25 protein-coding genes are annotated in these 26,977 nt (G+C 68.4%); 16 read left to right on the top strand and 9 right to left on the bottom strand.

Annotation, left to right across the window (positions count from 1 at the left end; all coding sequences use genetic code 11):
- The first annotated feature begins 87 nt into the window (after nt 1-87).
- From A4R44_RS23355 to A4R44_RS23315, 9 genes are all read left to right on the top strand, one after another.
- Entirely contained in the window at nt 88-918 is an 831-nt protein-coding gene (locus A4R44_RS23355) for a hypothetical protein (RefSeq protein ID WP_232791738.1), read from the top strand.
- 170 nt (nt 919-1,088) lie between these two features.
- A complete protein-coding gene (locus tag A4R44_RS23350) occupies nt 1,089-1,454 on the top strand; it encodes a pilin (RefSeq protein WP_232791737.1) in 366 nt (121 codons plus the stop codon).
- Nucleotides 1,455-1,457: 3 nt separating this feature from the next.
- Complete coding sequence (locus A4R44_RS23345; RefSeq protein ID WP_067584427.1) at nt 1,458-3,554, top strand: conjugal transfer protein TrbL family protein; 2,097 nt, start codon at nt 1,458-1,460, stop codon at nt 3,552-3,554.
- Nucleotides 3,554-4,549, top strand: coding sequence for a PrgI family protein (locus tag A4R44_RS23340; protein WP_198545408.1), 996 nt, complete (start codon nt 3,554-3,556; stop codon nt 4,547-4,549). The genes A4R44_RS23345 and A4R44_RS23340 overlap by 1 nt, the downstream gene beginning before the upstream one ends.
- A gap of 3 nt (nt 4,550-4,552) precedes the next feature.
- Nucleotides 4,553-6,421: a VirB4 family type IV secretion system protein gene (locus A4R44_RS23335; protein WP_338080345.1), complete on the top strand. Its 1,869-nt coding sequence runs from the start codon at nt 4,553-4,555 to the stop codon at nt 6,419-6,421.
- Complete coding sequence (locus A4R44_RS23330) at nt 6,418-7,659, top strand: hypothetical protein (protein ID WP_067584420.1); 1,242 nt, start codon at nt 6,418-6,420, stop codon at nt 7,657-7,659. Before A4R44_RS23335 ends, A4R44_RS23330 begins: the two co-directional genes overlap by 4 nt.
- A 27-nt stretch (nt 7,660-7,686) precedes the next feature.
- The gene (locus A4R44_RS23325) at nt 7,687-9,105 is read left to right on the top strand and encodes a type IV secretory system conjugative DNA transfer family protein (protein WP_067584417.1); all 1,419 of its coding nucleotides are present in this window, start codon (nt 7,687-7,689) and stop codon (nt 9,103-9,105) included.
- 64 nt (nt 9,106-9,169) lie between these two features.
- Nucleotides 9,170-10,117: a replication-relaxation family protein gene (locus A4R44_RS23320; RefSeq protein WP_095213542.1), complete on the top strand. Its 948-nt coding sequence runs from the start codon at nt 9,170-9,172 to the stop codon at nt 10,115-10,117.
- Between the two features lie 39 nt (nt 10,118-10,156).
- Entirely contained in the window at nt 10,157-11,137 is a 981-nt protein-coding gene (locus tag A4R44_RS23315; protein WP_067584414.1) for a M23 family metallopeptidase, read from the top strand.
- 183 nt (nt 11,138-11,320) lie between these two features.
- On the opposite strand, the gene A4R44_RS48205 is transcribed toward A4R44_RS23315, so the two are convergent.
- Nucleotides 11,321-11,773: a hypothetical protein gene (locus A4R44_RS48205; protein ID WP_157904974.1), complete on the bottom strand. Its 453-nt coding sequence runs from the start codon at nt 11,771-11,773 to the stop codon at nt 11,321-11,323.
- 77 nt (nt 11,774-11,850) lie between these two features.
- On the opposite strand from A4R44_RS48205, the gene A4R44_RS23310 reads away from it, so the two are divergent.
- Complete coding sequence (locus tag A4R44_RS23310; RefSeq protein ID WP_067584411.1) at nt 11,851-12,831, top strand: hypothetical protein; 981 nt, start codon at nt 11,851-11,853, stop codon at nt 12,829-12,831.
- Between the two features lie 107 nt (nt 12,832-12,938).
- On the opposite strand, the gene A4R44_RS23305 is transcribed toward A4R44_RS23310, so the two are convergent.
- From A4R44_RS23305 to A4R44_RS48190, 6 genes are all read right to left on the bottom strand, one after another.
- A complete protein-coding gene (locus A4R44_RS23305; protein WP_157904973.1) occupies nt 12,939-13,874 on the bottom strand; it encodes a Scr1 family TA system antitoxin-like transcriptional regulator in 936 nt (311 codons plus the stop codon).
- A 97-nt stretch (nt 13,875-13,971) separates the two neighbouring features.
- Nucleotides 13,972-14,904: a DUF5753 domain-containing protein gene (locus A4R44_RS23300; protein ID WP_067584406.1), complete on the bottom strand. Its 933-nt coding sequence runs from the start codon at nt 14,902-14,904 to the stop codon at nt 13,972-13,974.
- A 220-nt stretch (nt 14,905-15,124) separates the two neighbouring features.
- A complete protein-coding gene (locus A4R44_RS23295; RefSeq protein ID WP_067584403.1) occupies nt 15,125-15,406 on the bottom strand; it encodes a hypothetical protein in 282 nt (93 codons plus the stop codon).
- Between the two features lie 691 nt (nt 15,407-16,097).
- On the bottom strand, nt 16,098-16,472 hold the full coding sequence (locus tag A4R44_RS48200; protein ID WP_157904972.1) for a hypothetical protein: 375 nt from the start codon (nt 16,470-16,472) through the stop codon (nt 16,098-16,100).
- 103 nt (nt 16,473-16,575) lie between these two features.
- Nucleotides 16,576-16,968 (bottom strand): hypothetical protein, encoded by a 393-nt coding sequence (locus A4R44_RS48195; protein WP_157904971.1) that lies wholly within the window; start codon nt 16,966-16,968, stop codon nt 16,576-16,578.
- Between the two features lie 151 nt (nt 16,969-17,119).
- Nucleotides 17,120-17,986, bottom strand: coding sequence for a hypothetical protein (locus A4R44_RS48190; RefSeq protein WP_157904970.1), 867 nt, complete (start codon nt 17,984-17,986; stop codon nt 17,120-17,122).
- Nucleotides 17,987-18,223: 237 nt separating this feature from the next.
- Here A4R44_RS48190 and A4R44_RS23290 point away from each other — a divergent pair, with 237 nt between their 5' ends.
- Entirely contained in the window at nt 18,224-19,528 is a 1,305-nt protein-coding gene (locus A4R44_RS23290) for a hypothetical protein (RefSeq protein ID WP_067584393.1), read from the top strand.
- 18 nt (nt 19,529-19,546) lie between these two features.
- On the opposite strand, the gene A4R44_RS23285 is transcribed toward A4R44_RS23290, so the two are convergent.
- The gene (locus A4R44_RS23285; RefSeq protein WP_067584390.1) at nt 19,547-20,605 is read right to left on the bottom strand and encodes an NAD-dependent epimerase/dehydratase family protein; all 1,059 of its coding nucleotides are present in this window, start codon (nt 20,603-20,605) and stop codon (nt 19,547-19,549) included.
- A 321-nt stretch (nt 20,606-20,926) separates the two neighbouring features.
- Here A4R44_RS23285 and A4R44_RS23280 point away from each other — a divergent pair, with 321 nt between their 5' ends.
- Complete coding sequence (locus A4R44_RS23280; RefSeq protein WP_157904969.1) at nt 20,927-22,168, top strand: MFS transporter; 1,242 nt, start codon at nt 20,927-20,929, stop codon at nt 22,166-22,168.
- A 170-nt stretch (nt 22,169-22,338) separates the two neighbouring features.
- A complete protein-coding gene (locus A4R44_RS23275) occupies nt 22,339-23,529 on the top strand; it encodes a GGDEF domain-containing protein (RefSeq protein ID WP_157904968.1) in 1,191 nt (396 codons plus the stop codon).
- Here A4R44_RS23275 and A4R44_RS23270 read toward each other — a convergent pair.
- Nucleotides 23,522-23,914, bottom strand: coding sequence for a helix-turn-helix domain-containing protein (locus A4R44_RS23270; RefSeq protein ID WP_067584384.1), 393 nt, complete (start codon nt 23,912-23,914; stop codon nt 23,522-23,524). The two genes, A4R44_RS23275 and A4R44_RS23270, sit on opposite strands and share 8 nt — an antisense overlap.
- Before the next feature lie 355 nt (nt 23,915-24,269).
- Between A4R44_RS23270 and A4R44_RS23265 the strand changes: the two genes are divergently transcribed.
- The 3 genes from A4R44_RS23265 to A4R44_RS48185 all read left to right on the top strand — a co-directional run bounded on the left by A4R44_RS23265 (nt 24,270) and on the right by A4R44_RS48185 (nt 26,611).
- A complete protein-coding gene (locus A4R44_RS23265; protein ID WP_157904967.1) occupies nt 24,270-25,166 on the top strand; it encodes a hypothetical protein in 897 nt (298 codons plus the stop codon).
- A gap of 177 nt (nt 25,167-25,343) precedes the next feature.
- Complete coding sequence (locus A4R44_RS23260; protein WP_067584378.1) at nt 25,344-25,979, top strand: prepilin peptidase; 636 nt, start codon at nt 25,344-25,346, stop codon at nt 25,977-25,979.
- Between the two features lie 32 nt (nt 25,980-26,011).
- A complete protein-coding gene (locus A4R44_RS48185; RefSeq protein WP_157904966.1) occupies nt 26,012-26,611 on the top strand; it encodes a hypothetical protein in 600 nt (199 codons plus the stop codon).
- The last annotated feature ends 366 nt before the right edge of the window (nt 26,612-26,977 follow it).

The raw sequence follows: 26,977 nt of genomic DNA, 5'->3' as shown, positions 1-26,977 counted from the left end.
CGGGATGGACGGCGTCAATCGACCTGTCCGATCCGCGCCGGAGTCTGGCGCGGGTCGCTCGCACTCGGGAGTCCTGCGATGCCACCTATGAGTCCGCGCGTCGACCGCGGGGAACCGTTTCGCCGCCGCAACCGATCGCGCACCGGCACTGATTCTGCCGGCACCGGCTCGGTGCTGAACACCGCGGAGGAGGCGTTCCGGCTGTTGTGCACCGGCCCGGAGCCGCTCGCGCTGGACTGTGCGCGGCTCGGGTTCGGGTTGCCTCGGCGGCGCGTGCCGTTGGTCGAGCTGCGTGATGTTCTGCTGGATCGGGCGACGTCCGGGGCCGCGCGGGAGGCGGCGTGGCGGGAGCTGGTGACGGCTGCGCAGGCCGGTGATCCCGCGTGGGTCGTCGGTGCCGTCGGGGTCGCGTTGCCCGGGTTGCGCAAGGCCGCCGGGGAGCTGGCCGCCGGGTACCTCGGCGATGTCGAGGACATCGACGCCGAGCTGCTGACGGGGTTCGCGGCCCGGCTGAAGCAGATCGATCCGGATGCCGGTGCGCTGGCTGCGCGGCTGGTGTGGGCGGCGCAGCGTGCGGGGGCGAAACTGCGTGCGGCGGAGTGGGACTACGCGGCCCGCACCGCGCCCTTGTGGGAGTCGTGCGAGCCGCGCCCTCCTGTGCGCGGTCACGAGGATCTGGTGCTCGCCGAGGCGGTGCGCGAGGGCGTGCTGACCGCGGCCGAAGCGTCGCTGATCGCCTCGACACGGCTGGAGGGAATGCGCGTTCACGAGGCCGCGGAAGCATTAGGCGAGTCGTATTTCCGGGTGTTTCGCGCGCGGGAAAAGGCCGAGTCCGCGCTCATTTCCTGGCTCGGCGCGCCGCGTCCGGAAAAGAAATCGAAACCCGTCTGCAAAAAGTCGGCCCGCCCCTCGCTTTAGAGCGGTGTGAGGGGGAACCAGGTCGAGCACCGGACACACACGAGTCTCCGCGATCGCCTGCCGCCCGCCCGCGTCCGGCGCGGCGGTCCGCGGAGTCCGTGGCCGGATCCCTGGTCGCCCTCACCTCCACCTCGCCCACCCGCCGCGGGTGCCCTCGGGAGGGATCCTGGATGTCTCTGCGACCACCGCGCCTCCGGCGCGGCACGTCTGTACGGCGGCGCGCCGGTGCCGTCCTCAGCGCTGTCGGAGTCCTGTTGTTCGCCGCCGCGGAACCCGCGGCGGCCGGTGCGATCGTCGTCGCTGCGCCCGGGTCGCTGGATCAGGTCGTCGACAACCTGCGCAACTTCTTGATCGGTCTGCTGGTCGGCCTGGCCACGCTGTTCCTGACCATCGGCGGAGTGCGCTACCTCGCTGCGGACGGCGATGCGGGCGAGGTCGAGCGGGCGAAGAAGAGCCTGCGCAACGCCGCCATCGGATACGGCCTGGCCATGCTCGCGCCGGTCATCGTCAGCGTCCTCAAGAGCCTGGTGGGTTGAGCGATGACGAGCATCTCGCCGCGGCCCGCCAGCCCGTTCGCGCCTCGGACGCCGCATTTCGCTGACTGGCTGCGCGTCGCCGTCTGGGCGGGCCTCGTGTGTTCGTTCGTCGTCGCGCTGCTGGGTGCCTCGGCGGGGCACGCGCAGGCGCAGCCGCCCCCGCTGCCGTTGCCCACGGGATCCGCTCCCGGGCCGGAGATCCGGTTCCCGAGTACGCCGAAGGCCACGCCCGGACCCCCTCTAGCACCGGTGCCAGAGGGGGCGCAGCCGCCGATGCCGTTGCCGACGAATCCGGATCCTGGCTGGCCGAGCGAGTTGCCGCCGTTGCCGAAGCCGGGGCAGCCGCCGCAGCCCTGGAACCCGCAGACTCCCGCGCCGTCGAGTCCGGTGCAGCCGCCGCCGATCCAGGTCGACCCCGGCCACCCGGTGGCACCCGCGCCGCTGGCGCCGCAGCAGGGGCCGCAGCCGCAGGCGGATTCCACCGATTGCGGCTGGCTCGACGTGGTGTGCAAGGCCGGGCAGGCGATCGACAAGTGGTTCACCGGCCTGGTCACCTCGGCGCTGGACCCGGTCCTCGACCTGGTCGGGCGGACCTCGATGACGACCCCGGATCTGGCGGGCAACGCGCAGATCAGCCAGTTGTGGGACATCACGCGCTGGGTCGCGAACTCGCTGTTCGTGTTGTTCGTCGTCGTCGGCGGGATCGTGGTCGCGTCGCACGAGACGCTGCAGACCCGGGTTACGCTCAAGGAGACGCTGCCGCGGATCGTGGTCGGGTTCATCGCGGTCAACGCGTCGCTGTCTCTGATCGGGCTGGCGATCACCACGGTCAACGGGATCGCGACGGGGATCCTGGCCGGCGACGGGTCCGGCGGCATCACGACCGGGGTGAAGGACGAGATCCACCGCCAGCTGGACAAGGGCGGGATCTTCATGGTCCTGGTCGCGCTCGTCGTGCTGATCCTGGCGGTCGTCCTGCTCGTGCTGTACGTGGTGCGGCTGACGATCACCGTCATCGTCGTCGTGGCCGGGCCGCTCGCGCTCGTGTGCCACGCCTCGCCCTACACCGAGGGCATCGCCAAGCTCTGGTGGCGCTTCCTGTTCGGAGTGCTGGGGATCCAGGTGCTGCAGGCGGTCACGCTGGTCGTGTTCGTCAAGGTGTTCTTCGTCCAGGGCACAACGGGTCCCGGCGCCAGTCAGCTGCTCGGTGTGTCGGGCGGGTTGATGAACCTCGTCATCTCGGTCGTGCTGCTGTTCATCCTGATCAAGATCCCGTCCTGGGTGATGCAGCACGTGGGCCTCGGCGGACGGTCGGCGATCGGGTCGATCGTGAAGTACGCGGCCATCGCCAAGGGCCTGGGGATGCTCGGCATCGGCAAGCACGCAGGCACCGCCGCGCGCGGCAGAGGCCGGCGGCGCAGGAACAGCCGTGCGGCTGCCCGGCCGGGCGGCAGCCGTCCGTCGAGCAGTCCGCGCCCCGCGCGCGCTGCATCCCGCGGTCGCGGAACCGGGGTCGGGCCCGGAGCACAGCGGGTGGCCCGGGGTGCTGCGCGCGCGGCACGGGAACGGGCGAGCCGTGCGTGGGCCGCGCCCGCGCGCATGGCCCGCGACGCGCGCACCGCCGCGCGGGAGCGCAGGCAGCCGTGGAGCGACGGCGGGTTCACTCCCGCCTCCGGCGCGTTCGTGCCCGCACGGATGTCGAGCACGCCGACCGCAGCGACCGCGGCGCCGCCGATCGAAGCCACCCGCTGGGGATCGCCCGACCCGCGGCGTCGTTCCGGTCCGCCTCCGACCGCGGCCGACGCCCGGACGCCGACCGCTGCAAAGACGGCTCGCCCGGCGACCGCGAGCCAGGCACGGGACCGCGCAGTGCCGCGCGCGCCGTCCCGTGCCACCGGTGCGGCCGCGCGCCGTACGACGGCAACCACTCCGCCGCCGCAGGCGCCGGGTGCCAGTCCGTCTCCGCAGCGCACCGCGGGCCGCAGTGACCAGGCACGCCGGACTGCCGGAGGCGCATTGAAGCGGCAGCAACCGGCCGCGCCTCGTTTCGGGGCGGCGACGCCGAAGCAACGGAATCCGAAGAAGGGAGGTGGCCGCTGATGCGCGGTGACGAGGAGGTCCCGATGTCGGCGCGTGTACCCGCTGATGTGGAGAAGCCCGACAAGATCCTGTTCGGGCTGACTGCCCGGCAGGCCGCGATCCTCGGCGTCACCGCGCTGCTGCTGTGGGGCGGCTACCAGCTCACCCACGCCGTCGTGCCTCCGGTGGTGTTCGCCGCGGTCGCGATCCCGGTCGGCGGTGCCGCGTTCGCGCTGGTGACCATGCGCCGTGACGGCCTCACGCTCGACGCCTGGCTGCTCGCCGCGCTCAGGCAGCACCGGAGCCCCACGCGGCTGGTGCCCGCCGACAGCGTGCGCGGCGACGCGGTGCCCGGCGCGCCCGCGTGGGTCGCGGCGGACGCCGGGCCGCTCCCGGCGCCGCTGCGGCTCCCGGCGGAAGCGATCTCGGCCGAGGGCGCGATCGACCTCGGCCAGCACGGCACCGCCTATGCCGCGGCGTGTTCCACGGTCAACTTCGGGCTGCGCAGCGCCGGCGAGCAGAACAGCCTCATCGCCGGGTTTTCCCGGTGGCTGCACTCGCTCTCAGGCCCGGTGCAGGTCGTGGTGCGCGCCCAGCGCCTCGATCTGGAGCCCTACCTCGATGCGCTCGCCGACGGAGCAGGCGGGCTCCCGCACCCCGCGCTGGAGCAGGCGTGCCGCGGACACGTGGAGTTCCTGCGCGAGCTGGCGGCGAGCCGGGACCTGCTGCGCCGCCACGTCACCGTCGTGTTCCGCCAACCGGCCGGCGGACCGCGGGGCCGGGATGCGAGCGCGGCACTGGCCGTGGCCCGCCGGGCGCACGAAGCGGCGCGTGCGCTGCGCGGCTGCGAGGTCGTCGTCGCCCCGCTCGACGGCGCGGCGGCCCACGCGGTGCTCAGCGCCGCCGCCGACCCCAATGGCGACCCGGCCGCGACCCGCGCCGGCATCGCGTCCGGCGTCGTCACCGCACAGCCTGCCGTGCACCGGCCGGGCGCTGACGAGGATCTGGAGGTCTGAGCGGTGACCACGATCGAACTCCTCCGGCGCGGTGCCCGCCGTCTCGTCGGCAGCCGTTCCGCACATTCCTCGCCCGGAAGCGGGGTCGCTGTGGCCGGGCCGGATGCGGTCGAGGTCGGGTCGCGGTGGCTGCGTGTCGGGGACGGCTATGCCGCCACGCTCGCGGTCACCGGGTATCCGGCCGAGGTCGGAGCGGGCTGGCTGGAACCGCTGCTGTCCTATCCCGGCCGCCTGGACGTCGCACTGCACATCGATCCGATCAGTCCCGCCGTCGCCGCGAAACGGCTCCGCAAGCAGCAAGGCCGTCTGGAGTCCACGCGCAATTCGTCGGCGGAGAAGGGCAAGCTGGACGACCCGGAGACCGAGGCCGCTGCGGCCGACGCCGCTGACATGGCCTTCGCGCTGGCCCGCGGCGAGTCGAAGCTCTTCCGCGTCGGGCTCTACCTCACCGTGCACGCGGTGACCGAGGAGGATCTCGACGCCGAGGTGTCCGAGGTCCGGTCGCTGGCCTCCAGCCTGCTGCTGGACGCCCAGCCCGCGTCGTGGCGGTCGGTGCAGGGCTGGACCTCCACACTGCCGCTCGGCGTCGATCTGCTCGGGATGCGCCGCACTCTCGACACCCCGGCGCTGGCGGCCAGTTTTCCCTTCACCTCACCGGATCTGCCGACCGCGGACCCGTCTCCGCACGCGCCGTTGACCGGCCGGCTGTACGGGGGCAACGCCAGCTCCAACGGGCTGGTGCTGTTCGACCGGTGGAGCCAGGACAACTACAACTCCGTCGTCCTCGCGACCAGCGGCGCGGGCAAGTCCTATCTCACCAAACTCGAAGCATTGCGTTCGCTCTACCCGGACCCGCACCGGCCGGCACCCGAGGGCGAGGTTCCGGTGCAGGTGTTCGTCATCGACCCCGAAGACGAGTACCAGCGTCTCGCCGAGGCCGTCGGCGGCGCTTATCTGCATCTCGGCGCACCGGGCGTGCGGCTGAACCCGTTCGACCTGCCCCCGGGAGCGCAGAAGATCCCGGACGCGCTGACGCGGCGGTCGCTGTTCGTCCACACCTTGCTCGCGGTGATGTTCGGCGAGTCGTTGACGCCGCAGGAGGCCGCGGTGCTCGACCGGGCCGTCACCGCCGCGTACGCCTCGGTCGGCATCACCGCCGACCGGCGCACCTGGTCCAGGCCCGCCCCGGTGCTGGCCGATCTCGAAGCCGCGCTCGTCGCCGACAGTGCCGACGGCGGGGATCCGGCCGGGGCGGAGCTGGCCGCGCGCCTGACCCCGTATGTGTCGGGGTCGTTCTCCGGGTTGTTCGACGGGCCGACCACGACCGCGCCGGACGGGCATCTGGTCGCGATCTCGCTGCGGGACCTGCCCGACGAACTGAAATCGGTGGGCACCCTGATCGCGCTGGACGCCGTGTGGCGGCGCGTGCTCGACCCGCACCACCGGTGCCGGCGGCTGGTGATCGTGGACGAAGCCTGGCTGCTGATGCGGCAACCGGAAGCGGCGAGATTCCTCTACCGGCTCGCCAAAACCGCCCGCAAGTACTGGGCCGGGCTCGCGTTCGTGTCCCAGGACGCCGGGGACGTGCTCTCCAGCGATCTGGGCACCGCGATCGTGTCCAACGCGGCGACCCAAGTCCTCATGCGGCAGGCGGCACAGGCGATTGACGCCATCGCCGACGCGTTCCGCCTCTCCGACGGGGAACGCGCCTACCTGCTGGCCGCCGGGATCGGCGAAGCGCTGCTGATCGCGGGCCTGTACCGGGTGGCGTTCCACGCGCTCGCCTCCGACGAGGAAGACGAACTCATCACGACCAACCCGGAGTTCCTGGCGGGAATCCCGGCCGACGACGAGGACGGCCTCGAACCATGAACGCAACACTGACGATCCTCCCTGGTCTCCCGGATCCTGCTCAGACGCTGCTCGTCAAGCTGGCCGCGGCCTGGGACTGTGTCTCGACCTGGATTACCCAGCATCGTGTGCTGGCGATTGTGGTCGCCGTTCTCGCGGCGCTCGCCGTCACTGCCGTCATGCGGTCACGGCGATCGGCGCGGCAGCGCTGGTACCGCGGTGCCCGGCTGGTGGCCGTCTTGCCTCCGGCCGGGCTCGATCCAGTCGCAGCCCTCGCCGGGGCTCAGCGGTTGTGGCGGGATCTGCCGAGTCTGGCCCCGCCGCGCTGGAAACGTCTCGTCGCCGGGCTGCCGCACCTGACCGTCGAATACCACCTGAGCGCGGGCGAGGACCTCGCCGTCCGCATGTGGCTGCCCGCACCGATACCGACCAGCCGGATCGACGCCGCCCTGCGCGCGGCCTGGCCCGGCACCCTCGTCCTGGACCGGACCGACCGCGACACCAGCGGACACCCCGCAGAGCCGGAGCCCGCGCAACGGACACGGCTGGTGGTCACCGGCGGCACCGTGCGCCCCGAACGCCCCGAGCACCTGCCGTTGCGGATTCCCGATCCCCGCGACAACGCCGCGGATCCGTTGCGGGCGTTGGAGGCCGTGGCCGGTCAGTTGGCCGACGGCGAGTCCGCGGTCGTGCAGATCCTGGCGCGGCCTGCGGTCGGACGGCGGTTGCGCCGCTACCGCCGCACCGTGGACCGGCTGCATTCCGGACGCTCGGGTCGCCGCTCGGCACTGGCCGGGTTCGTGTCGGTGCTCGTCCGGGAGCTGATGGAGATCGTCACCGGCAGCAAATCCACCGCCGCCACCCACGGCGCCGGGGACCCTCCGGTTCGGCGGCTGGACCCGCAGCAGACCGAGGAACTGCGCGAGATCCGGGCGAAAAAGCTCCAGCCGCAATGGGAAGTCGGACTCCGCTACTACGCCGCCACCACCGCCACCGGGCCGGAAGCCGTTGCCCGGGTTCGCGGCCTGGCCGACTCGCTGTTCGGCGCCTTCGCCCTCCTGGCCGGACGCAACGCTCTCGCGCGCCACCGCCTGCCGAAGCCGCGCGCCGTGATCGAGGCGCGGCGGATGCGGCGCGGCGCGCTGCTCTCGGCCGCGGAACTGGCGGCCCTGGCGCACCTGCCGCCCCGGACCGACGCGCTCTCCAACGGGCAAGCCCGCAGCGTTCCCGCGCCGATCGACGCCACCCGACACCTCTGACACCGGCACCGGGAGAAAGGGATTCCGTTGCCAGCCACCAAGAACTCTGCAGTTGCTCAGCGCGAACCCGACTCCGCGACCCCGGTCGGCCCGACCCGGCTCACGCTCCGCCCGGCAGACGACCCGCGCCGGAAGACGCCGAAACAGCTCGGGGTCACCGACGCCGGACCGGCGCGGCGCGTCGTGCTGCCCGTCGCGGACGCCCGCACCCACCTCCACCTCGCCGGAGCGACCGGCAAGGGCAAGTCGACCCTGCTGCTGCACTTGGCGCTCGCCGACATCGAGGCCGGCCGCGGCGTCGCGGTCATCGAGCCACGCGGCGACCTCATCCGCGACCTGCTCGACCGGATGCCGCGCGACGCCGGCGAGCGGCTCGTGCTCATCGACCCCGACGAAACCCAGGCCCCGCCGGCGCTCAACGTGCTCGACCCGGCCGGGCTCGGCGGCGAAATCGTCGCCGAACACCTGGTGTCCACCCTGCACCGCATCTACTCCGCCTCGTGGGGACCCCGGGTGGAAGACACTCTCCGCGCCGCGGCGTTCACCCTCGCCCAGCGTCCCGGCTCGACCTTGGCCGACATCCCGCTGCTGCTGACCAACGCCCGGTACCGGCACGAGGTCACCGGCCGGATCAAACGAGAGGACCCGGTCGGCATCGGCGGATTCTGGACCTCCTACGACCGGCTCACCCCCGCCGCCGCGGCCGCGCAAGCCGGACCCGTGCTGTCCAAACTCAGGGCGGTCACCGGCCGCCGGTTCGTCGCGGACCTGTTCGGCACCGCCACCTCCAGCTTCGTTCCCGCCGACATCCTCGACGGCGGGATCCTGCTCGCCCGGCTGCCGAAAGGCGAACTCGGCGAAGACCTCGCACGACTGGTCGGATCGCTGCTGGTGGCCTCGCTCTGGCAAGCCGCGATCGGGCGGTCGCACCAGCCCGAGCACGATCGCGCCGACGCGACCGTCATGATCGACGAAGCGCAGAACTTCCTCCACCTGCCCACCCCGCTCGGCGACGCGCTCGCCGAATCCCGCGGCTACCACCTCGGATGGGTGCTCGCCCACCAGCACCTCGGCCAGCTCACCCCCGAACTCGCCACAGCGCTGGACGCCAACGCCCGCAACAAGTCCTTCTTCGGGGTGAGCCCCGACGACGCCCGGCACCTCGCCGCGCACGTCGGCCCGCACCTCGACGCGACCGACCTCGCCCGCCTCGCCCCCTATCAGGCCGCGGTGCGGCTGTCGATCGGCAACCGCGACACCACCGGATTCACCATGCGGACCCTGCCGCCGCCACCGGTCATCGCCGGCCGCGCCGACGAACTGCGCGCCGCGGCCCGCGCCCACGGCATCGACCGCGCGATCCGCGACCGCGACCGCAGCCGCCGCATGTTCGCCACCCGCGCACCCGCCACCGACCTCGACCCCGGCCACGACGAACTCGACTGACCCGCGCCAACCCGCCGCGCACTTCCCTTTCCGCCAGCAATTCACGATCGGAGACACGTTTCCCATGCCCGACAACAAGAACGGCACCGACCTCACCGCCGCGAACACCGGACGGGTCCGGCGTCACCGCCCCCGAGGGACGGCAGCCGACCCGGTCGAGCTGGCCTCGCGGCTGACCGCCCGCGACCGCGACCTGCTCCACCTGCTCCGCGAGCACCGCGTCCTCACCAGCGATCAGGTCGCCGACCTGCTGCCGTACCCGAGCCTCAACCGGGCGCAACGACGCCTGCTCAGCCTGTGGCACTGGCACGTCCTCGACCGGTTCCGCCACCCGCGCGGAGACGGAGCCCTGACCGGATGGCGCTACACCCTCGGCGTCGCCGGACACGGCGTGCTCGCCGCCATGCGCGGCCAGAACCCGCCCCGCCCGACCACCGTCCGCGAACAAGTGCTGCGCCTGGCCACCGACCCGCGCCTGGACCACCTGCTCGGCATCAACGACGTCCTCGCTGCCCTCACCGCGCACACCCGCCGCGCCCCAGACGCCGAAGTCCGGCTGTGGCACGGCGAACGCTCCGCCGCCGCCGACTGCGGCGGACTCGCGCGTCCCGACGCGCTCATCGTCTACCGCGAACACGGCAACCAGCTCGTGGCCTGCTACGAGCACGACACCGGCACCGAACCCCTCACCCGCGTGATGCAGAAACTCGACGGATACGCCGAACTCGCCCGCGCAGGCGGACCGCGACCGGCTCGTAAAACCCAGCAACGCCACGGCTTTTGGGTGCTGTTCGGCCTGCCCTCGCCCGCGCGCGAAGCCAACCTCCGCGACCGCCTCGCCGCCGCCGACCCTGCCGGTCGCAGTTTGGGCGTCGGGGACGTCGGCTGGCACATCGCCACCGCCCACGCCGACGCACTGCGCGACCCGGCCGGACCCGTGTGGCTGCCCCTCCACGGCTGCCAACGGCAACGCATCGCCGAACTCGCCCGCACCCGAGATCCCGTGCGCTAGCACCGTCGCCACTCGCCGTACTGAGGAAGAGAGGCTCTCGTGAAGGCGACCGTCAAACTCGCAGTCACGGCGGGATGCGTGACACTCGCGCCGGTCCTGTTCCTCTCCGCCAGCCTCGGCGCGGTCCTCGGCACCGACGGCGCCAACGGCCAGCCCGGTGCAAGCGACTCGCTCGCCTGCACCGCCACCGGTGCCCCGACCGGGAACGTCGCCGGATACGACACCGACCAGATCGCCAACGCCGCCACGATCATCGCCGTCGGCAAACAACGCGCCGTACCCGAATACGGCTGGGTCATCGCGATCGCGACCGCAATCACCGAATCCCGGCTCCGCAACCTCGACTACGGAGACCGCGACTCCCTCGGCCTGTTCCAGCAACGGCCCTCGATGGGATGGGGCACCCGCGCCCAGATACTCGACCCCGCCTACGCCGCCGCACAGTTCTACCGGCACCTCGTCGCGTTGCCGAACTGGCAGCAAATCGGGCTCGCCCCGGCAGCCCAAGCCGTGCAACGCTCCGGGTTCCCCGAGCGATACGCCCAGCACGAACAAGAAGCCCGGCAGATCGCCGGCGCGCTCACCGGAGTTTCCTGCACCCCGGCTACGCCGTCTCCCGCGACCGCTGGCTGGGTCGTCCCGGCACAAGGGCAGTGCAGCTCAGGATTCGGCCCGCGCGGCGGAGAATTCCACCGAGGACAGGACATCGCGGCACCCGTCGGCACTCCGATCGTCGCTGCCGCCGCTGGCCGGGTCATCGCCTCCGGCCCGGCCAGCGGCTACGGCCTGTGGGTCCGGATCGAGCACGCCGACGGCGTCATCACCACCTACGGGCACAACAACCGCAACCTCGTCACCGCCGGCCAGACCGTCCACGCCGGACAACCCATCGCCGAAATCGGCAACCGCGGCGAATCCACCGGCCCGCACCTGCACTTCCAAATCGAGCCCGGCGGCCAGCCCACCGACCCGGTCGCCTTCTACCGGCAACAGCACGCACCCCCGCTGTGCGGCCCGTAGCGTCGCCGCTAGCCGGGTGACGTCAACGGACACGGCGGGTCCCGACGTATCAAACGCGGAGACCATGGCGAGCGAGCGCCTCATGAAGTCACTGATCGTCAACGCCGCAGTGGCTGCGACAAGCTCTTCCGCATACGCCGTTCACGTTAACCGGGCAACTGGCTGTCGTTGCCCCAGGTCGGGTCAAGCGGACGACACGTCGAGGCGCGTCTTATGAACCGAGATTCGAGGCCCTCGGCTGCCGCGGCACGGCTGAGATACCGAAGCACCGCAGGACGGACAGTCATGTTCGAGTGCTTGTGCCCGGCGCGGGTGGCGTGCTTGCACGTCAGGCGCGACAGCAGGCAGTTCCGGCCATGGCGAGCCGTCGGGCAACTCCTCGAACTGCCTGGACACCCAAGCGAACAGCGATGCCCGAGGTTTGCCGCCGTAGACTTGTGCCAGCAGGTCCGCACGAGCGTTCAGCACCTGACGACGAGCCTGCGCTCGAATCCACTTGACCGGACGGGTGTCGCCCGCCCTGATCCGGTCGTCCACGAGCATCCGGATCTGGTGATGGGGCCCGGGCGTCGCCGTCGTGTCGCGCTGATTCACCTGGGCATTCTCCACACCATCCTCGGCCAATTCAACGATCAAGGAATCCTGAGCGTGTCGGACGTCACGGTCAGACCGCGTTGCCATACCGTTGCTGCGAGCGCACAGGGAGGTACCTCGTGGTCAAGATCAACGACAGCGGATGGCCGGTCACCGTCATCCCCGGCGACGACTACCAACGAGGCCAGGCGACCGCTCTCTTGCTGCAACGGATGGGACGGGCCGGAGAGAAGTTGGCACCCGGCCAGCAACCTGAGATCGACCGGCTGCTGGAGTTCTGGTACGAGTCCGGCTACTGCGTTCGAGCGATTCTGACTTGCCTCAGCGTGACGCCGGACAACACCTCTCAGCCTCCGCGCAAAAAGGGCGAGTCGCTGCCCGAGTACCTGCGCTCCAGAATGAAGAAATGGTACAACGAATCGGAAGCGGACGAGTTCTCCGCTGCACGAAAGCCCCCGCAGCCTGGCCTGCAGTTCGAACAGTGGTATGCCAACAACCGGCAGCGGGCTGCGAACAACGGTGCTTACCGTCGTCCTCGTTCTCCGGGCGTTCGTGGTCGGCAAGCACGGGACGAGATCGCGGTACTTGCCGCCAGTCGGCGAAAGAGTCCGCTTGACAGGATGCGCGAGCGCGAAGAACGCCACGCGGCCGCCCTTGACAGCCTCGCGGTGACCGGTCAGGCCCCGCTGCCGGACATGGGTCTCCGCCCGGCAGAAGAAATGACTACACCGCGCATGGTTGCTGCGCACGCCGGCCATCGGTCGATGCCTTTGTTGCAGCACAACGTCAAGGCCATCCTCGAACGGATGCGAAGCGAGCGCCGCTGGCCGACACCTGCGGAGAAAGCTGTCCTGCGCAGTGCCCTCCTCGACAACCGGCACCGCTCGGCGCTCGGCGAACTGGAAGCCGCATCGGCGGAATACGAGGATGCCCCAGGCATCCTGTCGCCCGAGGGAAGCCGGATGCTCGCCTGCCTGGATCGAGCCACGTCCGTCGAGACCTCGCTGGAAGCTCAGATACGACTGGTCATGTTCGCCGTCGACCAAGATCTCGGCTCCGACAACAGGCATCCGCCCGTCAGCCAACCTGATGATCTCTGACACCCGAATCTGACCACCGTGCGGAAGCGGCGTCCTCAGACCAGGATCGTCGTACCGCCAACATGATTGACGCCGCCGCTTACATACCAGTCGCCGGGCGCACCCCGTCACACAAACTGGTGGGGATGCATTCCGGCATCTGCACTCAAGAGGTCATGCCCGGTAGTTGCCGGGTCTGGCGCGGCGCCCGTTAGACCTCGCCAAGTGAAGCTGGTTGATACGGCGGATGATGAGGCCTGCAGAGTCCTCGGCGGTGCGGGCCACCTTGCCGATCTGGCTGTCGGCATCGGNGCATCGGCATAGAAGCCGTCTTCGTCGAGTGCGAACGAGCCGCTGTATCCGTGGGATCGATGGACAATCAGATGCTCGGCGTTGCGGACCCTGAAGGTCGTGAACGCACCCGTGTGTCCTAAGTGGGCATTGGCGTCCGCAGGCACGATCCGAACGGTGAAGTCGCGGGATTGTCGTTGGAGTTTAATCAAGTGGTGGAGTTGCCTCATGACAACGTCGACGTCCGGGTCGTCAACGGGGCACGCGAGCGCGTATTCGCCGATATAGGCGCTGACGCGGATATTTTTCAGGTATTCGGTGGTTTCATCGAAACGTGCATGCAGATCGGAGTCCGTCGCTCGTTCCGGGAGGACGTGCTTGGCGACGGCACAGGAGTAGCTCGGTATTTGCAGAATGTCCGGCATGAGCGTCGGGTGCCAGTCCACGATCTCGGCAGCCGCCCGCGCGCACACGGCTGCGGTCGCGACGTGGTACGGCTGGCTGCGGCGGCCGAGAAGAATCGAGTCCGTGTCGGCGAGCCGCGCCAGTTCCAGGATCCTGTCCTTGCGCTCGCCGACGATGCCGAGCGCGCCCACGATGCAGGCGACATCGACCAGCGGCGGGGTGCGCTCTCCGCGTTCCCAGTTGTGCAGCAACGCTGGATTCACGCCGATTCTGCGGGCCAGTTCTCTGCCTCTCCACTTGTTGCCGCGAGCCGCCCGCAGTTCGAGGCCGAGCAGAACAGTCCGGATGAGAGGGCGGATCGACTTCACTCGTCGCCCTCGCGCGTGGCCGACGAGCAGCCGGTGCTCGTCCGCGACGGAGAAGCCGCCCCATTCGCGCCCGTGTGAGCCGGACGCAACAGCCGCATCACCGCCGAGTCCATTCGGCGAGAGAGGAGGCGAGTGGCGGTTCGTCCCGGTCTCCGAGTTGGTTGATGGCGTGCTTCGCAGCGAAGCTCAGCAGTGCCTTCGTAGATTCCTCCTTGCTGAGGGCTTTGTCGGCGAGCTGGTCCGCAGCGCGGCTGTAGTGGCTGCCTTGGTCGTCCACGAATGTTCCGGATTCGACATGGCCAAGGTAGACGATGGCACGCTTTTCCATGCTGTAGATCGCCCAGGGGCTGGCCAGCCCGGGGTGCAGGGTGATCTTGCTGAAGGGCACGACCCGAACGGTGACTTGCTCGTCTGCGCTCGTGTTGAGCTGCGCGAGGCGGCGCAGCTGCGAGCACATGGCCTGGTCCGAGGCGGCCCTTCTGGTGAGGGCGGTTTCGCCGAGGTAAGCGGTGATCGGCAATGGTTGTGCCCGGAGATGGCGCCTGTCGGTCTGCAGATCGGCGAGCCGGGCTGCGCGCTCCGGGGCGTGCCCGACGGCGAGGAGGGTTTCCCGGGCGTAGTCCCCCTCCCACAGAAGCTCGGGAACGAGAAGGGGCTCCCAAACCGTTACCTGTGCGGCTTGGGCTTCGCAGTCGATAAGAGTCGCCAAGTGGTGAGGAACATCCTGGCGACCGGTGACGACGACGCCCGGAGTGGTGACGGCCGCGAGATTACGGATTCGCGTCTTGTCTTCGCCCACGACGTTGAGGGCACCGAGGACGCCGGCCACGTCTTCGGAGAGCGGGGTCCGGGAGCCGCGCTCCCAATTCGACACAATCGCCGGGTGCTTGTCGATCGCGCGACCCACCTCGCGCAAGCCGGACCCGGTTTTGACGCGGGTGGTGCGCAGGACCGCGCCGAGCACGGTCGTGAAGGGCTGTGCTGCACCACCTTCGCCGTTGGGCTCATTTTCGTACTTGGTCTCGTCCATGCCTTGCCTCTGAGGTTCAGAAATTTCTCTTTGATCAGTCGTTCATTGGAATCTTCGATGACTTTCGGCCGACTCCGGTGCTGGCTGAATGCTAAATTTTGCAGCTAGATTGAATTTGAAGTAGCTAAGAGCCTTGCGCCTGTTGGGGTACAGCCGAGAGAAGTCCAGATGACGTCGAACCCCAGCCACGACGCACGCCCCGCAGCCAGGACGCCGTGAATCAGCTGTGGTTCGCGTCGGCCGTCTCTCGTGTCATGGCATCCTGCGGATCTGGCCGCCCGATCATCGCGGATGCCACCGTCCGGTCGTGGCTGTCGCGAAGGTCGACCCGGGTGGAGGTCGGCGTGGCGTAGGCGAGTGCGTACAGAGGAAGAGCGTGGCCCATCAGCCGGTGGTCGGCGCTGTGCCGCACGGTGACGCCGCCGTACGAGGCGGACCAGGTCGTGCAGGCGGTGCCGTCGGTGGTCTCGGTGACGGGTGTTCCTGTGATCGTGGTCGACATCGAAGGTCACTGTTTCTCGCGGGGCCGGGGAGTCAGCAGGGACGAGATCTCGGCGGCGTTCTGGCCGCCGTGCGGGCGGATTTTCACGTCGTTCTTGATCAGGAGTCGGATCGGTGAACGGCACGCCGACATTCCATTGGGCCAGCATCAGCGCGTTGCGAGACCATTTGACCTCAACGGCGGCCATTGGGGCTTCCTCTCCGGTTGGCACCCAGCCGCCACGACTGAGGTCGGGGTCTCGCCGCGGCGACTGGGCTGTCTTTGAGCAGCGCAAGCAATTTCGCGTACGCCGCAGCGGTCTCTCGGCCGCGGACTGCGTCGGAGATGTCGGTGCGGCCGGCTATGCCCACGAGCAGGATCAGTTGCGCCCGAGCGGCCGGGGCGCGCAGACCGTTCGCAGCCGCCACCATTAGCTCGTATCGCTCGCGTTCCTCGGCGTCCCGGGCCGCGCGATCCGCGTAGCCGCCCGTGCTCACGGGTCCCTGGTGCGGCGGACGGAGCCGACCGGTCGTTCGCTGGGGCCAGGGGACCCTGCCGCCACCCGACGCGGCGGCAGGGTGTGGAGCGCCGCCGAGTCGGCGCTCGTCTGCGTTCGCATCCGGCGATGCAGCCGGGGCGATACGGCTGCGATGCGGGATCGCCGGGTCGGGTGCGTCGCGCAGAGGGCGGGTGGGGTCGATGCCGCGCCCGGTCATCGCGCCCCACCAATGGTCCTGGTGCGGCCGCCACGGCCAGCAGCAGTCCAGTGGAGATAGATCGGAGCCTTGCAGTGAGGACACTGCGTGTTGCTCGATTCGGTCTCCATCCGGCATTGCGGGCAGTTGACCTGCGACGGAAAGTGCTTGATGAGCTGCTCCGGAATGTGTCCCTTCGGGTAGTGACGGTCCACGTAACGGGCGGCCGCCTCCAACGCTGCCTCAGGGACGGGCTCCCCTCGCTTACGTCGGGTGCGCATCACTGCAAGGTCTGCTGCGTCCTCGTCGAAATTCGCGGCTTCGTCCATCGCAGCCACTCCGGGCCCGAATTGATCACGAGCGAGGGTTGTCACTGCGTCCACATCGGCCATGATCATCATCCGTTCCTATTCGCACCGAGGCTGGCCAATTCCGTGGGTGCCGGACTTCCGGTGGACGCGTCCAGCCCGGTTCCAGCGTGACTCCCGTCCGAAATCACGCGCGTTTTCCCTTGTATGCCAAGCGGTCCTGGGCGTCCAGGTCACGGCCCGGCCATTGCGGAGCCACCGGCCCGGTAGCGCGGAGGCGCACAGCATCCCGACCGGGCCGTTCCGAGGGTTCGTCGATCGTCCGGTTGTGCACCGCAAGAGGTCTTTCCGGTTTATCTGATCGTTTGGATTGGACTGCGGTGTCCGCGATCACCTCTTGCCACAAGGCATACGTCTCGTCACGCCAGTGCTGGGAATCGTCACGCAATGCGTGAATCCGCTGGACTGTGCGGCGCATGATCCACGCCGCCCCGCCGATGGATACCACGGTCGAGATGATGGGCAGCAACAAGATCGCCGCCGACACGGCGAGCGCATGGTAATCGACATCGTTCGTCATGACGGACTAGCTCCAACGATCAGAGTCGGACCGAGGTCAAAATGGGGGTCACTGCGCGGCTTAGTTCCATGTGCGGATTCCCGGGCACGACGGACATCGACGTACCGGAGAAACCGGTTACCGGCGGCGAACTTCTCGGCGCAAGCCATGGTCAAACCTCTTCCATGCTGTGCGGGGGCCGCACGGTGGGAGATACTGCGGACCGCGCGGCCCCCTGCGGACGCGAACTGACGGCAAATTGGGAGAATTCATGCCGTGCGCTCGTCTGCGCCCGAAGAAACGCGCGATGGCAAGGAGCGCTCTTGCCCGGCAGGCGATCAACCCTGCTTTCACCACGCGCCACTGGCACCACACCTGCACACCACGCGGTGCGCTGCCAGCGATGGTCATGACCGTTGCCGCGGAATTCACGCGGGTCGGCGACGGACCCGTTTCTGATGACAGAAGTTGCGTGTCCGTCGAACTCCGACTGTTTTTCAATCAGACACTCGATTTTCGGCGAAGCCGATGCTGGTACGCGGCGAGGCCGGAGGAAACCGCACTCCGACCCCGCGCGCAAGACCTGACTGTTTCGTTCGGAGTCTGCGGCGTGCCGCCCCACAAGCGAGGAACTGGCCAGGTGGCAGTGAATGCTCTCCGAAATCCTGCGCATGATGCCGGGCGCGCGGTGCCGCGCGGCCCCGTGCGCGGCAGAGGTCATCTGCAACCGCCGCCAGCTGCGCTGCTCGCAATCTCGTCGGGTCAGGCACCCGCGGCACTGTGGAAATGGAGGGCAGATCATCGGTGCGGGAACCACAGATCGACCGCAAAGCGCGCGGAAGCCGAGTGCCTGGTCCGAAGAAATCGCCCTGCCCATATCGTCGTCGTTGACCAGATGGTCCAGCCCGTCGTCCTGGCAGGTCACCCAGATGGGACGTGCCGAAAGAGTACGAGCGCCCCGGCAATCCCAACGCTGCGCAGCGTCGCCTGAGCGAAGGCTGTCGGCGGAGTCGTTGAGTACGTGAGCCAATGCCTGCATGCCAGCCTCCTTCCGGACGTCCGAGTCGCGTTCGTGCTGGTAATGACCATCGGATGAAGCTGGGGCGCATGTGGAGGCCAAACGGGGGCCATTTGCGGCTGGTTTGAGGCCAAGTCGGGCCCTCCGGCCGCTCCGGGCCAAACGGAGGCCACTTGCGGCCGATTCGGGGCCACTGGCGCTTAACGCGCGCGCGAGCGATGGTTGCTAGCTACGGTGGATGGAGAGGAGGCACACGGGATGGCCGATCGATCGCCGCGTACGCGGCTGGAGCAATTGCTGTTTGCGCGGAATCTGTCGCTGATCGATTTCGTAGACCAGTTCTCCGAGCGCGCGAACGATGCTGGGATTCGTGCGCACACCTCGGAGCGTTCGGCGAAGCGGTGGTTGCGAGGTGATCCCGGCAGCCCGCGCGCGGAGTCCCGCCGAGTACTGGAGTACTGGTTCGACGAGCCAACGGAAGAGCTGCTCGGTCCGCCGAAGGCAGAGGTCGCCTCGCACCGCATGTCCCCACGGAGCGAACAGGAACTGATGGTGAACGCCGCTCGCGAATCGTCCGAGCACGCTATCGAGTCGTCCTCGGCAATTGACCCATCCGCGCTGGAACAGCTGCACGCAGCAGCCGGACAAGCAGCCCGTGACTACTACGTGACGCCGCCCCTGACAATGCTGACCGACTTATTGCAGCAAAGGGACATGATCTACAAGCAGCTCGACCGGACGCACAAGCCCCGTCAGCAAGCGGAGCTGTACCTGCTCGCAGGGCAAGTATGCGGACTGCTGTCCTCAGTGTCGTGGGATCTCGGAAACGCCGACGTCGCCGAAGAACAGGCGCGCGCGGCCTACACCTACGGCAGCATCATCGATCACCCGTCGTTGCGCGCGTGGGCACGTGCGTTGCAGGTCACCGTGGCCTTGTGGTGCCGCCCGCGTCGCGCTGTGGGCATTGCGGAGGGAGCATTGGAGGACGCTCCGGCAGGGACGGCCAGTGCCCGGCTGCATAGCGTTCACGCACGCGCTCTTGCCCTAAGCGGCGCTCGCGACGAGGCACAGTCCGCGCTTGACGCGGCGACGATCGAGCTTGATCGCGCGGGCGATGACCGCTTCCTGGACGAGGTCGGCGGCGAGCTGGCCTTCGACCGTTCGCGCGCGGCATTGTGCGGTGGCGCTGTCTACGTCGCGCTTGGCGACGGTCGGCGTGCTGAAACCGAAGCCAGCCGCGCGATCGCGTTGTTCGGTCAGATGCCCAAGGAACGGCGGTGGGGTGCGGGTGCGCTGGGTGCGCAGGTAGACCTTGCTACAGCTCGGACGTTGCATGGCAATCTCGCGGGTGCCCAGGACGCACTGGTGCCGGTGTTCGCGCTTGAGCCAGCTCGGCGGACCGAAGCCATCACACAACGGCTGTCCGCCCTTGGTCGCATGCTCGGTCAGACTCGTTATCGCGGCGCGATCGAGGCCGCGCATATCGGCGAGGACATCGAGGACTTCACCGCCGCGAGCCTTGCCCGCATGACTGCCCGTCCGGCCTTGCCTTCCGGGAACTAGCGGACACCGAACTGGGGCCTACCTGGCGTCGTTACGGCTGCGTTCGCGTGCGTCCCACGCATCGAGGATCGTGCGCTCTTTGTCCGGATCGATGCCTTGTTCGCTGGCACGCTCGTGGTCAACGGTGCCTGTGCCGCTGCGCAGCCATGCCCAGGTCGCGGTCGCGGTGTCGAACAGCGGTCGGGTAGTCAAGCCCGACTCACGAGCCTTCGCGGAGTCGACGGCCCAAGCACCGCGGTATGTGCGCCAGAGCGGCAGTTCGGTCCACTGCGCGACTCCCTGGGCAGCGAGCCATTCCTCGTCGGTGATCCAGGTGAAGGTCGCGTCCGATTCGGTCACGCGCTGGCAGGCGGTCAGGAAGTCCGACATCGTTTCCCGTCCGTTGGCGGTTACGTTGAAGGTGCCGACCGGCCCGTCCGCCTTCGCGGTGTGCAGCGCGAAGGCGGACACGTCGCGGACATCGACAGGTTGGACGCTCCTGCTGGGCTGGCCCGGTGCGAGCACCCTGCCGCCGCGCGCAACGCGGTGCAGCCACCAGGGAAGCCGCCCGACGTACTCGTACGGCCCGAGGATCACGCCGGGCCGCAGCAGCACGGTGCGGTCGGGGCCAAAGACCTCGGCGACGGCGCGTTCGCAGCCGGCCTTGCCGAAGCCGTAGGTTGAGGGGCCGGGATCGCCGTCGTAGCCGAAGTCGGGTCCGGCATCGCTGGGGCACTCCAGCACAGCCGAGTTCTCCGTGAGCGGTTCGACCGGCCAGCCCTCGTACACCGACACGGTGGAGATCAGCACGTAGCGACCCACGACTGGGGCGAGGGCCGTGGCGATGGCGAGAGTCTCGCGGGGGACGAAGCTGCTGGTATCCACGACGGCATCCCACGGTCCGGCCGCAGCGAGTCGATTGAGGTCTTCCGACTTTGTGCGATCCCCTCGAATGAGGGTGACACCGGGGACGTCGGTCCCGCCTTGCCCGCGGCGGAAGGTGGTGACCTCCCACCCGTCGGCGAGAGCATCTTCCACTACCGTGCGGCCGAGGAACCAGGAGCCGCCAAGCACCAGCAAACGAGCCATGCCGCCCATCCTGGCGGATGCCAGGATGGCGCGCTACAGGCCCCATGAGCACCGCCGCTCGGTGAGCCACACTTGCTGTGAATGCCGGATGACTTGCCCTGCGGACAGTGCTCGACCTCGGTCAATCTGACTTACCTGACGCGATCGTCGGCGTCCGCCGATGACAGTCGGCTGCACTTGCCCGGACTACCTCATACGAGTGAACCTGTCGCTGTTTGTGTCTCCCTGGCCACTCTCCGGCATACCTTAGTAAGTCAAGATCGCCGGTCCGGGAGAGCCGTCGGTCGGTTTGGCTAGCTCCGGGGAGGGAGCGAGCACATGCAATCTGGCGTGCGCGGGAACTTCGCGGCGGCTCTGCGGTTCCGCGAGTTTCGCACGATGTTGGTGACCGAGACGTTGTCGGTTGCTGGAGACCAGCTTGCCCGGGTTGCCCTGGCGTTGCTGGTCTACGGTCGCACGAACTCGGCGTCCCTCACTGCGTTGAGCTATGCGTTGACCTTCGCGCCGGCGGTGCTGGGCGGTTTCCTCCTGTCCGGCCTCGCGGACCGGTATCCGCGTCGCACGGTGATCGTCGTGAGCGACGTGGTCCGGGGCTGTTTGGCGATCTCGATGGCGACTCCGGGCCTCCCATTGCCTGCGTTGTGGTGCATCGTCGGGGTGTTGACGTTGGCTGGCGCTCCGTTCAAGGCCGCACAGCTGTCCCTTCTGCGCGACGTGCTTCCGAACCAGCTGTACCAAACAGGACTTGGCTTGCGGCAGATCACCACTCAGATCGCGCAAGTGGCCGGTTTCGGATTGGGCGGCCTGCTTGTCGTCGCCATCCAGGCCGAAGGAACCCTGCTACTCAACGGTGCGACGTTCCTGCTGAGCGCGCTGGGTGTCTTGCTCGGCGTGGCAGCCCGTCCGGCGTCTCGGGACGCCTCGGCGGCAGTAGGCCCGTCTGCGGCGAGTCGCGATTACCTCATCGGTCGGCAGCTTGTCGCGCCGGTGATCTTGATTTCGCTTGTCGGTCTGTTGGTCGTTCCCGAAGGAGTTGCCGCGCCCTATGCAAGCGCGGTTGGCGCGACATCATTAACTGTCGGCGTGCTGATGGCGGCGGATCCGATCGGCAGCGTCCTTGGCGGATGGTGGGCCAGCCGCGGGGAGCCGGTGAACTCGCCGCGGGGAGTGCTGGTTCCGGCGGTTGCGGCAGGTCTTCCTCTGCTGGCCTCGGCCGCGATGCCGTGGCTGGCCGGGTCGGCGGTGCTGTGGGCGATCTCGGGCGCGCTGTCCACGGTTTATCTGATCCGGCTGCAAGGAATCGTCGCCGAGATCGTGCCGGACAGCAGGCGCGGAACTGTCATGGGCAGGATGAGCACCTGCCTGCAAACCTCGCAAGGGGTGGCGATTGTCGCCGCCGGCCTTGCGGCTGACCAGGTGGGGCCCGTGACCACAGTGGCAGCGTCCGGCCTGATGGCGTCTGTGCTTGCCCTCGGTGCCGCGATCGTTTGGAGAGGGGCTCGTCCACGCCAGGNCCGAGGACGAGCCCGCGTCAGGAGCGCGAACGCCGTCACCAGTCCTTGCTGCGCATGAAACCCCCTCCCGGGACATCCAGCCGCAGGAAGGGCCGAGCCTGGGACAAGTCGTATAGCCGCAGCCCTCCCCGTGGGAACGGAAGCGAGTTCAGTATGCAGCATGTAACCGATCCGGGGCAGTCTCGTGGACTGAGCCGGGTGAAGCACTGGGAGTTCTGGTCACACCCCGTGCGTGTCCGTGCGTTTGTGATGACCGTGGTGCTGGCGGCGACGGTAGTCACGGTCGCCGCCGCGGTGTCGGCTCGCGTGACGTTCGAGGACATCCGAAGTTGCCTCGTTCTCGTCGGGCTCGGGATCGGCGCAGCCGAAATGGCTCGCCAGGTCGAGCGCCGCCGCCGCAGGTTCGCCGATACCCCGCACGTGAACTTCTCCTCGGTCTGGACGTTCGCGGCATCCCTCGTGCTTCCGGGCGCGCTGACGGTTGCCGTCGTCGTCGCGCTCTATCTGCACTTGTGGCTGCGGAGCTGGCGCGGCATTCCAGGCGTACACCTGCACCGCACGCTGTTCAGCGCCTGCAACGTGATCTTGTCCTGCCAGATGGCGGCATGGTGCGCTCGCGGCGTGTCCGTCGTTCCGCTCGAACACGACCTCGGTGTCATGAGCTTGCTCGGAGCGGCCGCGGTGATCGGGGTGTTCTTCACGGTCAACTCGGCGCTGGTCGGCACCGTCATCGGGCTGTCACTGGGCACATCCTCACGGAGGCGGCTGACCGGCCCGGCCAACGAGAACCTGCTCGAACTGGCGACGGTGTGCATGGGCCTGGTCACCGCGGTGCTGCTCACGTTGGCCCCCTGGCTGGTCGCCTTCCTAGTCTTCCCTTTGTATGCGCTGCACCGTTCGGCATTGGTCCGGCAGTTCGAACACGCGGCCACTCGCGACTCGAAGACCGGCCTCCTGAACATCGCCAGCTGGCGCGCGCTGGCGGACAGCGAGCTGAGGCGGGCCGAGAAGACCAACGGAGCCCTCAGCATCCTGCTGATCGACGTCGACCACTTCGCTCTGGTGAATGTCGTTCACGGTGAGGACGTCGGCGATCGCGTCCTGAAAGCGACAGGAGCGGCGTTGAGTTCGGTCGTCCGGAACACGGACTTGTGCGGACGGCTCGGCGGTGACGAATTCGTGGTGATGCTGCCAGGAAACAACGCGGACGAAGTCCTCGCCATCGCTCACCGCATCCGCGACAGCATCGCTACCGTCGAGGTCGCACCTGCGTCCGGACACTCGCCCCGAATCACCGTCTCGATCGGCGCAGCGGCGTATACCACCGCCGGAACCGATCTGGACGACTTGCTTCGCGCTGCCGACAACGCCCTCTTCGCGGCAAAGGACCGTGGACGCAACCGGGTGGTTGTCAGCTAGGGGACGTAGTCTCGTCCTCCAGCGCGGCGATAACGTGCCGCTGGGCGGACCAGCGGGCCAACGGCCTCAGCATACTCAGCAGCTCTTGGCCGTCCGCGCTGAGCCGGTACCAGACCTTGTTGAACTTGATGCCCTCGCCGCGCCGCTCGATCAGGGCGTTGGCTTCGAGCCTTCGCAGATGGTCGGTCAGCACTTTCGAGCTGAGCGGCTTGGTGTGACTGGTCCAGCCCTGCTGTTCTTCGGCTTTGTTCACCTCGTCGAGAAGTTCGGTGTAGCTCAGCTCGCCGACCGCGAGGGTGGCGATGACCGCGACTGTCCACTGTCCGGTCAGGAGCGTCAGCAGTTCATGAAGGCTCCGGCGGTACGACACGTTCCAGTCGTTCACTACTCGGTGTCTACACGATCACGGCACGCTGTGCCATTGCGGCGCGAACCCGGGCGACACAGGCCGAGAACATTGGGCTGAATGGGTGATAACTCGTCGTGCTACTTCAAAGTTCCACGGGTTCTTACGTTGCGGTCGCACGAGGTCAGCGGGCTAAACCTGGGACTCACCGGGGACAAGGGCCCCGGGGACGGAAGCAGCGAGGTGCCCGGCAGCCGAGCGTCAAGCCGGGCCCTCGCGTCCGGCACGAGAGAACCCAGACCCAAAACGATCGCCGCGCCGGCAACAGCACACCGCTCGCAGGCGATCACCAGACGCGTGGCGGACAGCTCGCTCCCAGACCTTTGGAGACACCATGGCACGCAGAAAGGCAACTGGTCAGGCGGGACCGGTGCGCACCGCGGCGTTCCCGGACGGGCCGGATTCCCTGCTTCTGAATCCCGCGATATCAGACGCTGAATTGCGCAGAGAACGTGTTCGCACGGCACTCAGCCCGGCTATCATTCTCCCGTGCCTGGCCGGCATTGCCATTACGCTCGTTGGGCTGATGGCCGGAATCGGTGTGGTCGTGGTCTGCGCGGGCGTTCTGCTCGTTGGGATGAGCGTCGTCGCTGGCCTGGACAACGTCGCCAACTTTCTGACCGATCATCGCCATGATGCCGGGAGTCCGTGTCGGCTGGACCGGGTCCGGGGCGAGTTCTTCTTCCGCAGCCGTGACTTCAGCGAGCTCGGCGAGGCGCACCATGCGGCGCGAATCTTGATCGACAGCGTGGGAGAACTTCACCGCAGCCCAGCACGAACCTGGATCGACCCGATGATTCCGGGCAAGGCGCACCAGCTCGTGTGGCAAGCGTTGTGCTGCCTGGACCGAACGCGGGCAGCCCGCAGCCTCGCCGTCGAACTGGCCGCAGATCCCGGTTCCGCGGTCGGTGACCTGGCGGTCGCGGCCCGCGAGTCGGTTGGTGTGATCGATGGCGCGCTCAGCGAGGTCGTCCGGCATGTGAATGCTTGCCTCGTGCTGGTTCGGGAGTGGGAGGGAAAACTCCGGCACGCTGAACTGGCTGACCTCACGGCCCACACGCTTGCGGCGCTGCCGGTCGACGCCGATGTTCGCCGCCTGGCGGAGTTTGCGGAGGCGTTGCCGCAGAACGTGTTCGCCTACGTCACCGCCGCACGAGACGTCCTCGGTGCCGGAGCGTTCCCGTGGGAACAGCGCTCGCCCGGTTCCACTGGAGAGGAGGGCTCGTCGTGATGCAGAAAGCAGGGCCGCTGGCCGACTGTCCGTCGGAATTGGCCGCGGACCCGTCCGCAGGCTCGCAAATCGCACCGATCGATACCGCTCAGCCGGCTGCTGAACCTGGTGGAATCGGCGAACATTCCCCAACCCCAGCCGACCCTCAGAACGTTTTCTGTGACCGGGGAGCAGTCGATGATGTTGATTCCGGTGCTCGGAGCCGCCAGCGTCGTTGCGGGACCATGCTTGCTGGCAGCAGCGGAACGAACGACCGGCACCACCATGGCGGCGGGCCGGTCCGCGCGCACGGCATTGACCGCGGGAATGTCGATGGCGGCTGCAGGTCTCGGCTGGATCGGGCTGCCCAAGCTCGGTGCGACGCCGATCTGGGTGGCGTGGTGCTGGGCGTGCGCGTTGGGATGCGGCTTGACGCTCACCGACCTCCGTTGCCGAAGGTTGCCGTTTCCGATGGTCGCAGCGTTGGCAGGAGGAGGTGCAGCGCTCCTGCTCCTCGACGCGATCGTCCACGGAACCTGGATTCGATTCGGCTTCGCCTGTGCGTCGATGATGGCATTGCTGGGTCTTGCGCTGCTGGTTCAGATGTGCGCGCCGGAACACACCGGAGGGGGCGACACGGCCCTGTATGCCGCGCTCGGGCTCTACCTCAGCTGGTTCGGATGGAACGGACTGCTGCTCGGCCTGCTGATAGCCAGCGGGCTCACTGCCCTGGTAGCACTTGCCGTCGGGCTGTCGTCCAAGAGCATGAATTCGCGATTTCCCGCTGGCCCGCCACTGCTTGTCGGCTCATTGGTCAGCATCCTATTGACCTAGGCACATGGCAGCCTTCGCAAGAGCAGACTGCCATGGGAATCGAAACTGCAGGAGACGGGGAGGATCTTGTGAACAACTTCGGTGCTGGTCGTCGGCAACTTCATGTCGTCCTGGCCGGTGCGGCTGCCATGCTGCTTGCGGGGTGCAGCGGTGGGGACGCGCCGGCACCGACCTCGCCGTCTCAGCTGTCGGCTCCGACTCAACCATCTTCGGCTGGCAGTTCATCGGGGCCGGAACAGCGTCAAGCGGTCGAAACTGCCTACCGCCAGTTCTGGCACAGCACGTTTCACACCAGTGACAAGCCTGAAAGCACCTGGCATGACGCGGTCGCCGCAGTCGCAGTCGACCCCCAACTCACGACGGCCTTGGGTGCGATGCAGACGCAGAAGCAAGCCGGTATCACGGTGTACGGCGATGTCACGGCCCGAATAGTCTCCGTTCAGATCAACGGTGCTTCCGCGAAAGTAGTCGACTGCCAAGACACTTCGAAGGCAGGCCAGGCGGATGCCAAGACTGGCAAGCGGAAAACCGTTGGCGTACCGCGGAATCCGGTCAATGCGGATCTCAAGCGTGATTCGGCTGACGGTCGGTGGAAGGTTGCTCAAGTCACGTTCCCCGGCGGGACATGCTGATGGTCCGCCGACGCATTGCGCTTGTCTCGACCTGCGTCCTTTGCCTGTGCGGGGTATCGGTAACCGGCCTGCCGTCACCGGCCCTGGCCGAGCCGCCGCCGTCGAGCAACGACGATGGCCAGGTCATCGTCGTTCCGGGAGACGTGTCCGGCCTGGTCGCGCCGCCGCACATCGACATGCGGGCGTTGGATCAACGGGGCCAAGCACCTGTGCGGCCTGGCGGTCCGGGGAAGAAGTCGGCCGGTGTCAGCGGCCAAGATCGGCAGGCCGCGACGGGCTCGGGTAATTCTGCGAATGCGCCGAGCGGGCTTCCGCCAGGTTGCTTTGTGGGCGGCTTCGGTGCAGGTGGTGTTCCGGGCGCTGGCC

This window comes from Amycolatopsis sp. M39, from assembly GCF_001651785.1.
Taxonomy (GTDB): domain Bacteria; phylum Actinomycetota; class Actinomycetes; order Mycobacteriales; family Pseudonocardiaceae; genus Amycolatopsis; species Amycolatopsis rubida.
The sequence above is the reverse complement of the archived record's forward strand: the minus strand, read 5'-3'. Positions and strand labels throughout refer to the sequence as shown.

Coding starts and splice junctions, on each gene's coding strand:
- A4R44_RS23300 (WP_067584406.1), bottom strand. CDS start 14,904: ATGGACGAGACCAAGTACGAAAATGAGCCCAACGGCGAAGGTGGTGCA.
- A4R44_RS48190 (WP_157904970.1), bottom strand. CDS start 17,986: ATGCAGGCATTGGCTCACGTACTCAACGACTCCGCCGACAGCCTTCGC.
- A4R44_RS23355 (WP_232791738.1), top strand. CDS start 88: ATGAGTCCGCGCGTCGACCGCGGGGAACCGTTTCGCCGCCGCAACCGA.
- A4R44_RS23340 (WP_198545408.1), top strand. CDS start 3,554: ATGCGCGGTGACGAGGAGGTCCCGATGTCGGCGCGTGTACCCGCTGAT.
- A4R44_RS23290 (WP_067584393.1), top strand. CDS start 18,224: ATGGCCGATCGATCGCCGCGTACGCGGCTGGAGCAATTGCTGTTTGCG.
- A4R44_RS48195 (WP_157904971.1), bottom strand. CDS start 16,968: ATGACGAACGATGTCGATTACCATGCGCTCGCCGTGTCGGCGGCGATC.
- A4R44_RS48200 (WP_157904972.1), bottom strand. CDS start 16,472: ATGGCCGATGTGGACGCAGTGACAACCCTCGCTCGTGATCAATTCGGG.
- A4R44_RS23350 (WP_232791737.1), top strand. CDS start 1,089: ATGTCTCTGCGACCACCGCGCCTCCGGCGCGGCACGTCTGTACGGCGG.
- A4R44_RS23295 (WP_067584403.1), bottom strand. CDS start 15,406: ATGTCGACCACGATCACAGGAACACCCGTCACCGAGACCACCGACGGC.
- A4R44_RS23285 (WP_067584390.1), bottom strand. CDS start 20,605: ATGGGCGGCATGGCTCGTTTGCTGGTGCTTGGCGGCTCCTGGTTCCTC.
- A4R44_RS23320 (WP_095213542.1), top strand. CDS start 9,170: ATGCCCGACAACAAGAACGGCACCGACCTCACCGCCGCGAACACCGGA.
- A4R44_RS23330 (WP_067584420.1), top strand. CDS start 6,418: ATGAACGCAACACTGACGATCCTCCCTGGTCTCCCGGATCCTGCTCAG.
- A4R44_RS48185 (WP_157904966.1), top strand. CDS start 26,012: ATGGGAATCGAAACTGCAGGAGACGGGGAGGATCTTGTGAACAACTTC.
- A4R44_RS23260 (WP_067584378.1), top strand. CDS start 25,344: ATGATGTTGATTCCGGTGCTCGGAGCCGCCAGCGTCGTTGCGGGACCA.
- A4R44_RS23345 (WP_067584427.1), top strand. CDS start 1,458: ATGACGAGCATCTCGCCGCGGCCCGCCAGCCCGTTCGCGCCTCGGACG.
- A4R44_RS23265 (WP_157904967.1), top strand. CDS start 24,270: ATGGCACGCAGAAAGGCAACTGGTCAGGCGGGACCGGTGCGCACCGCG.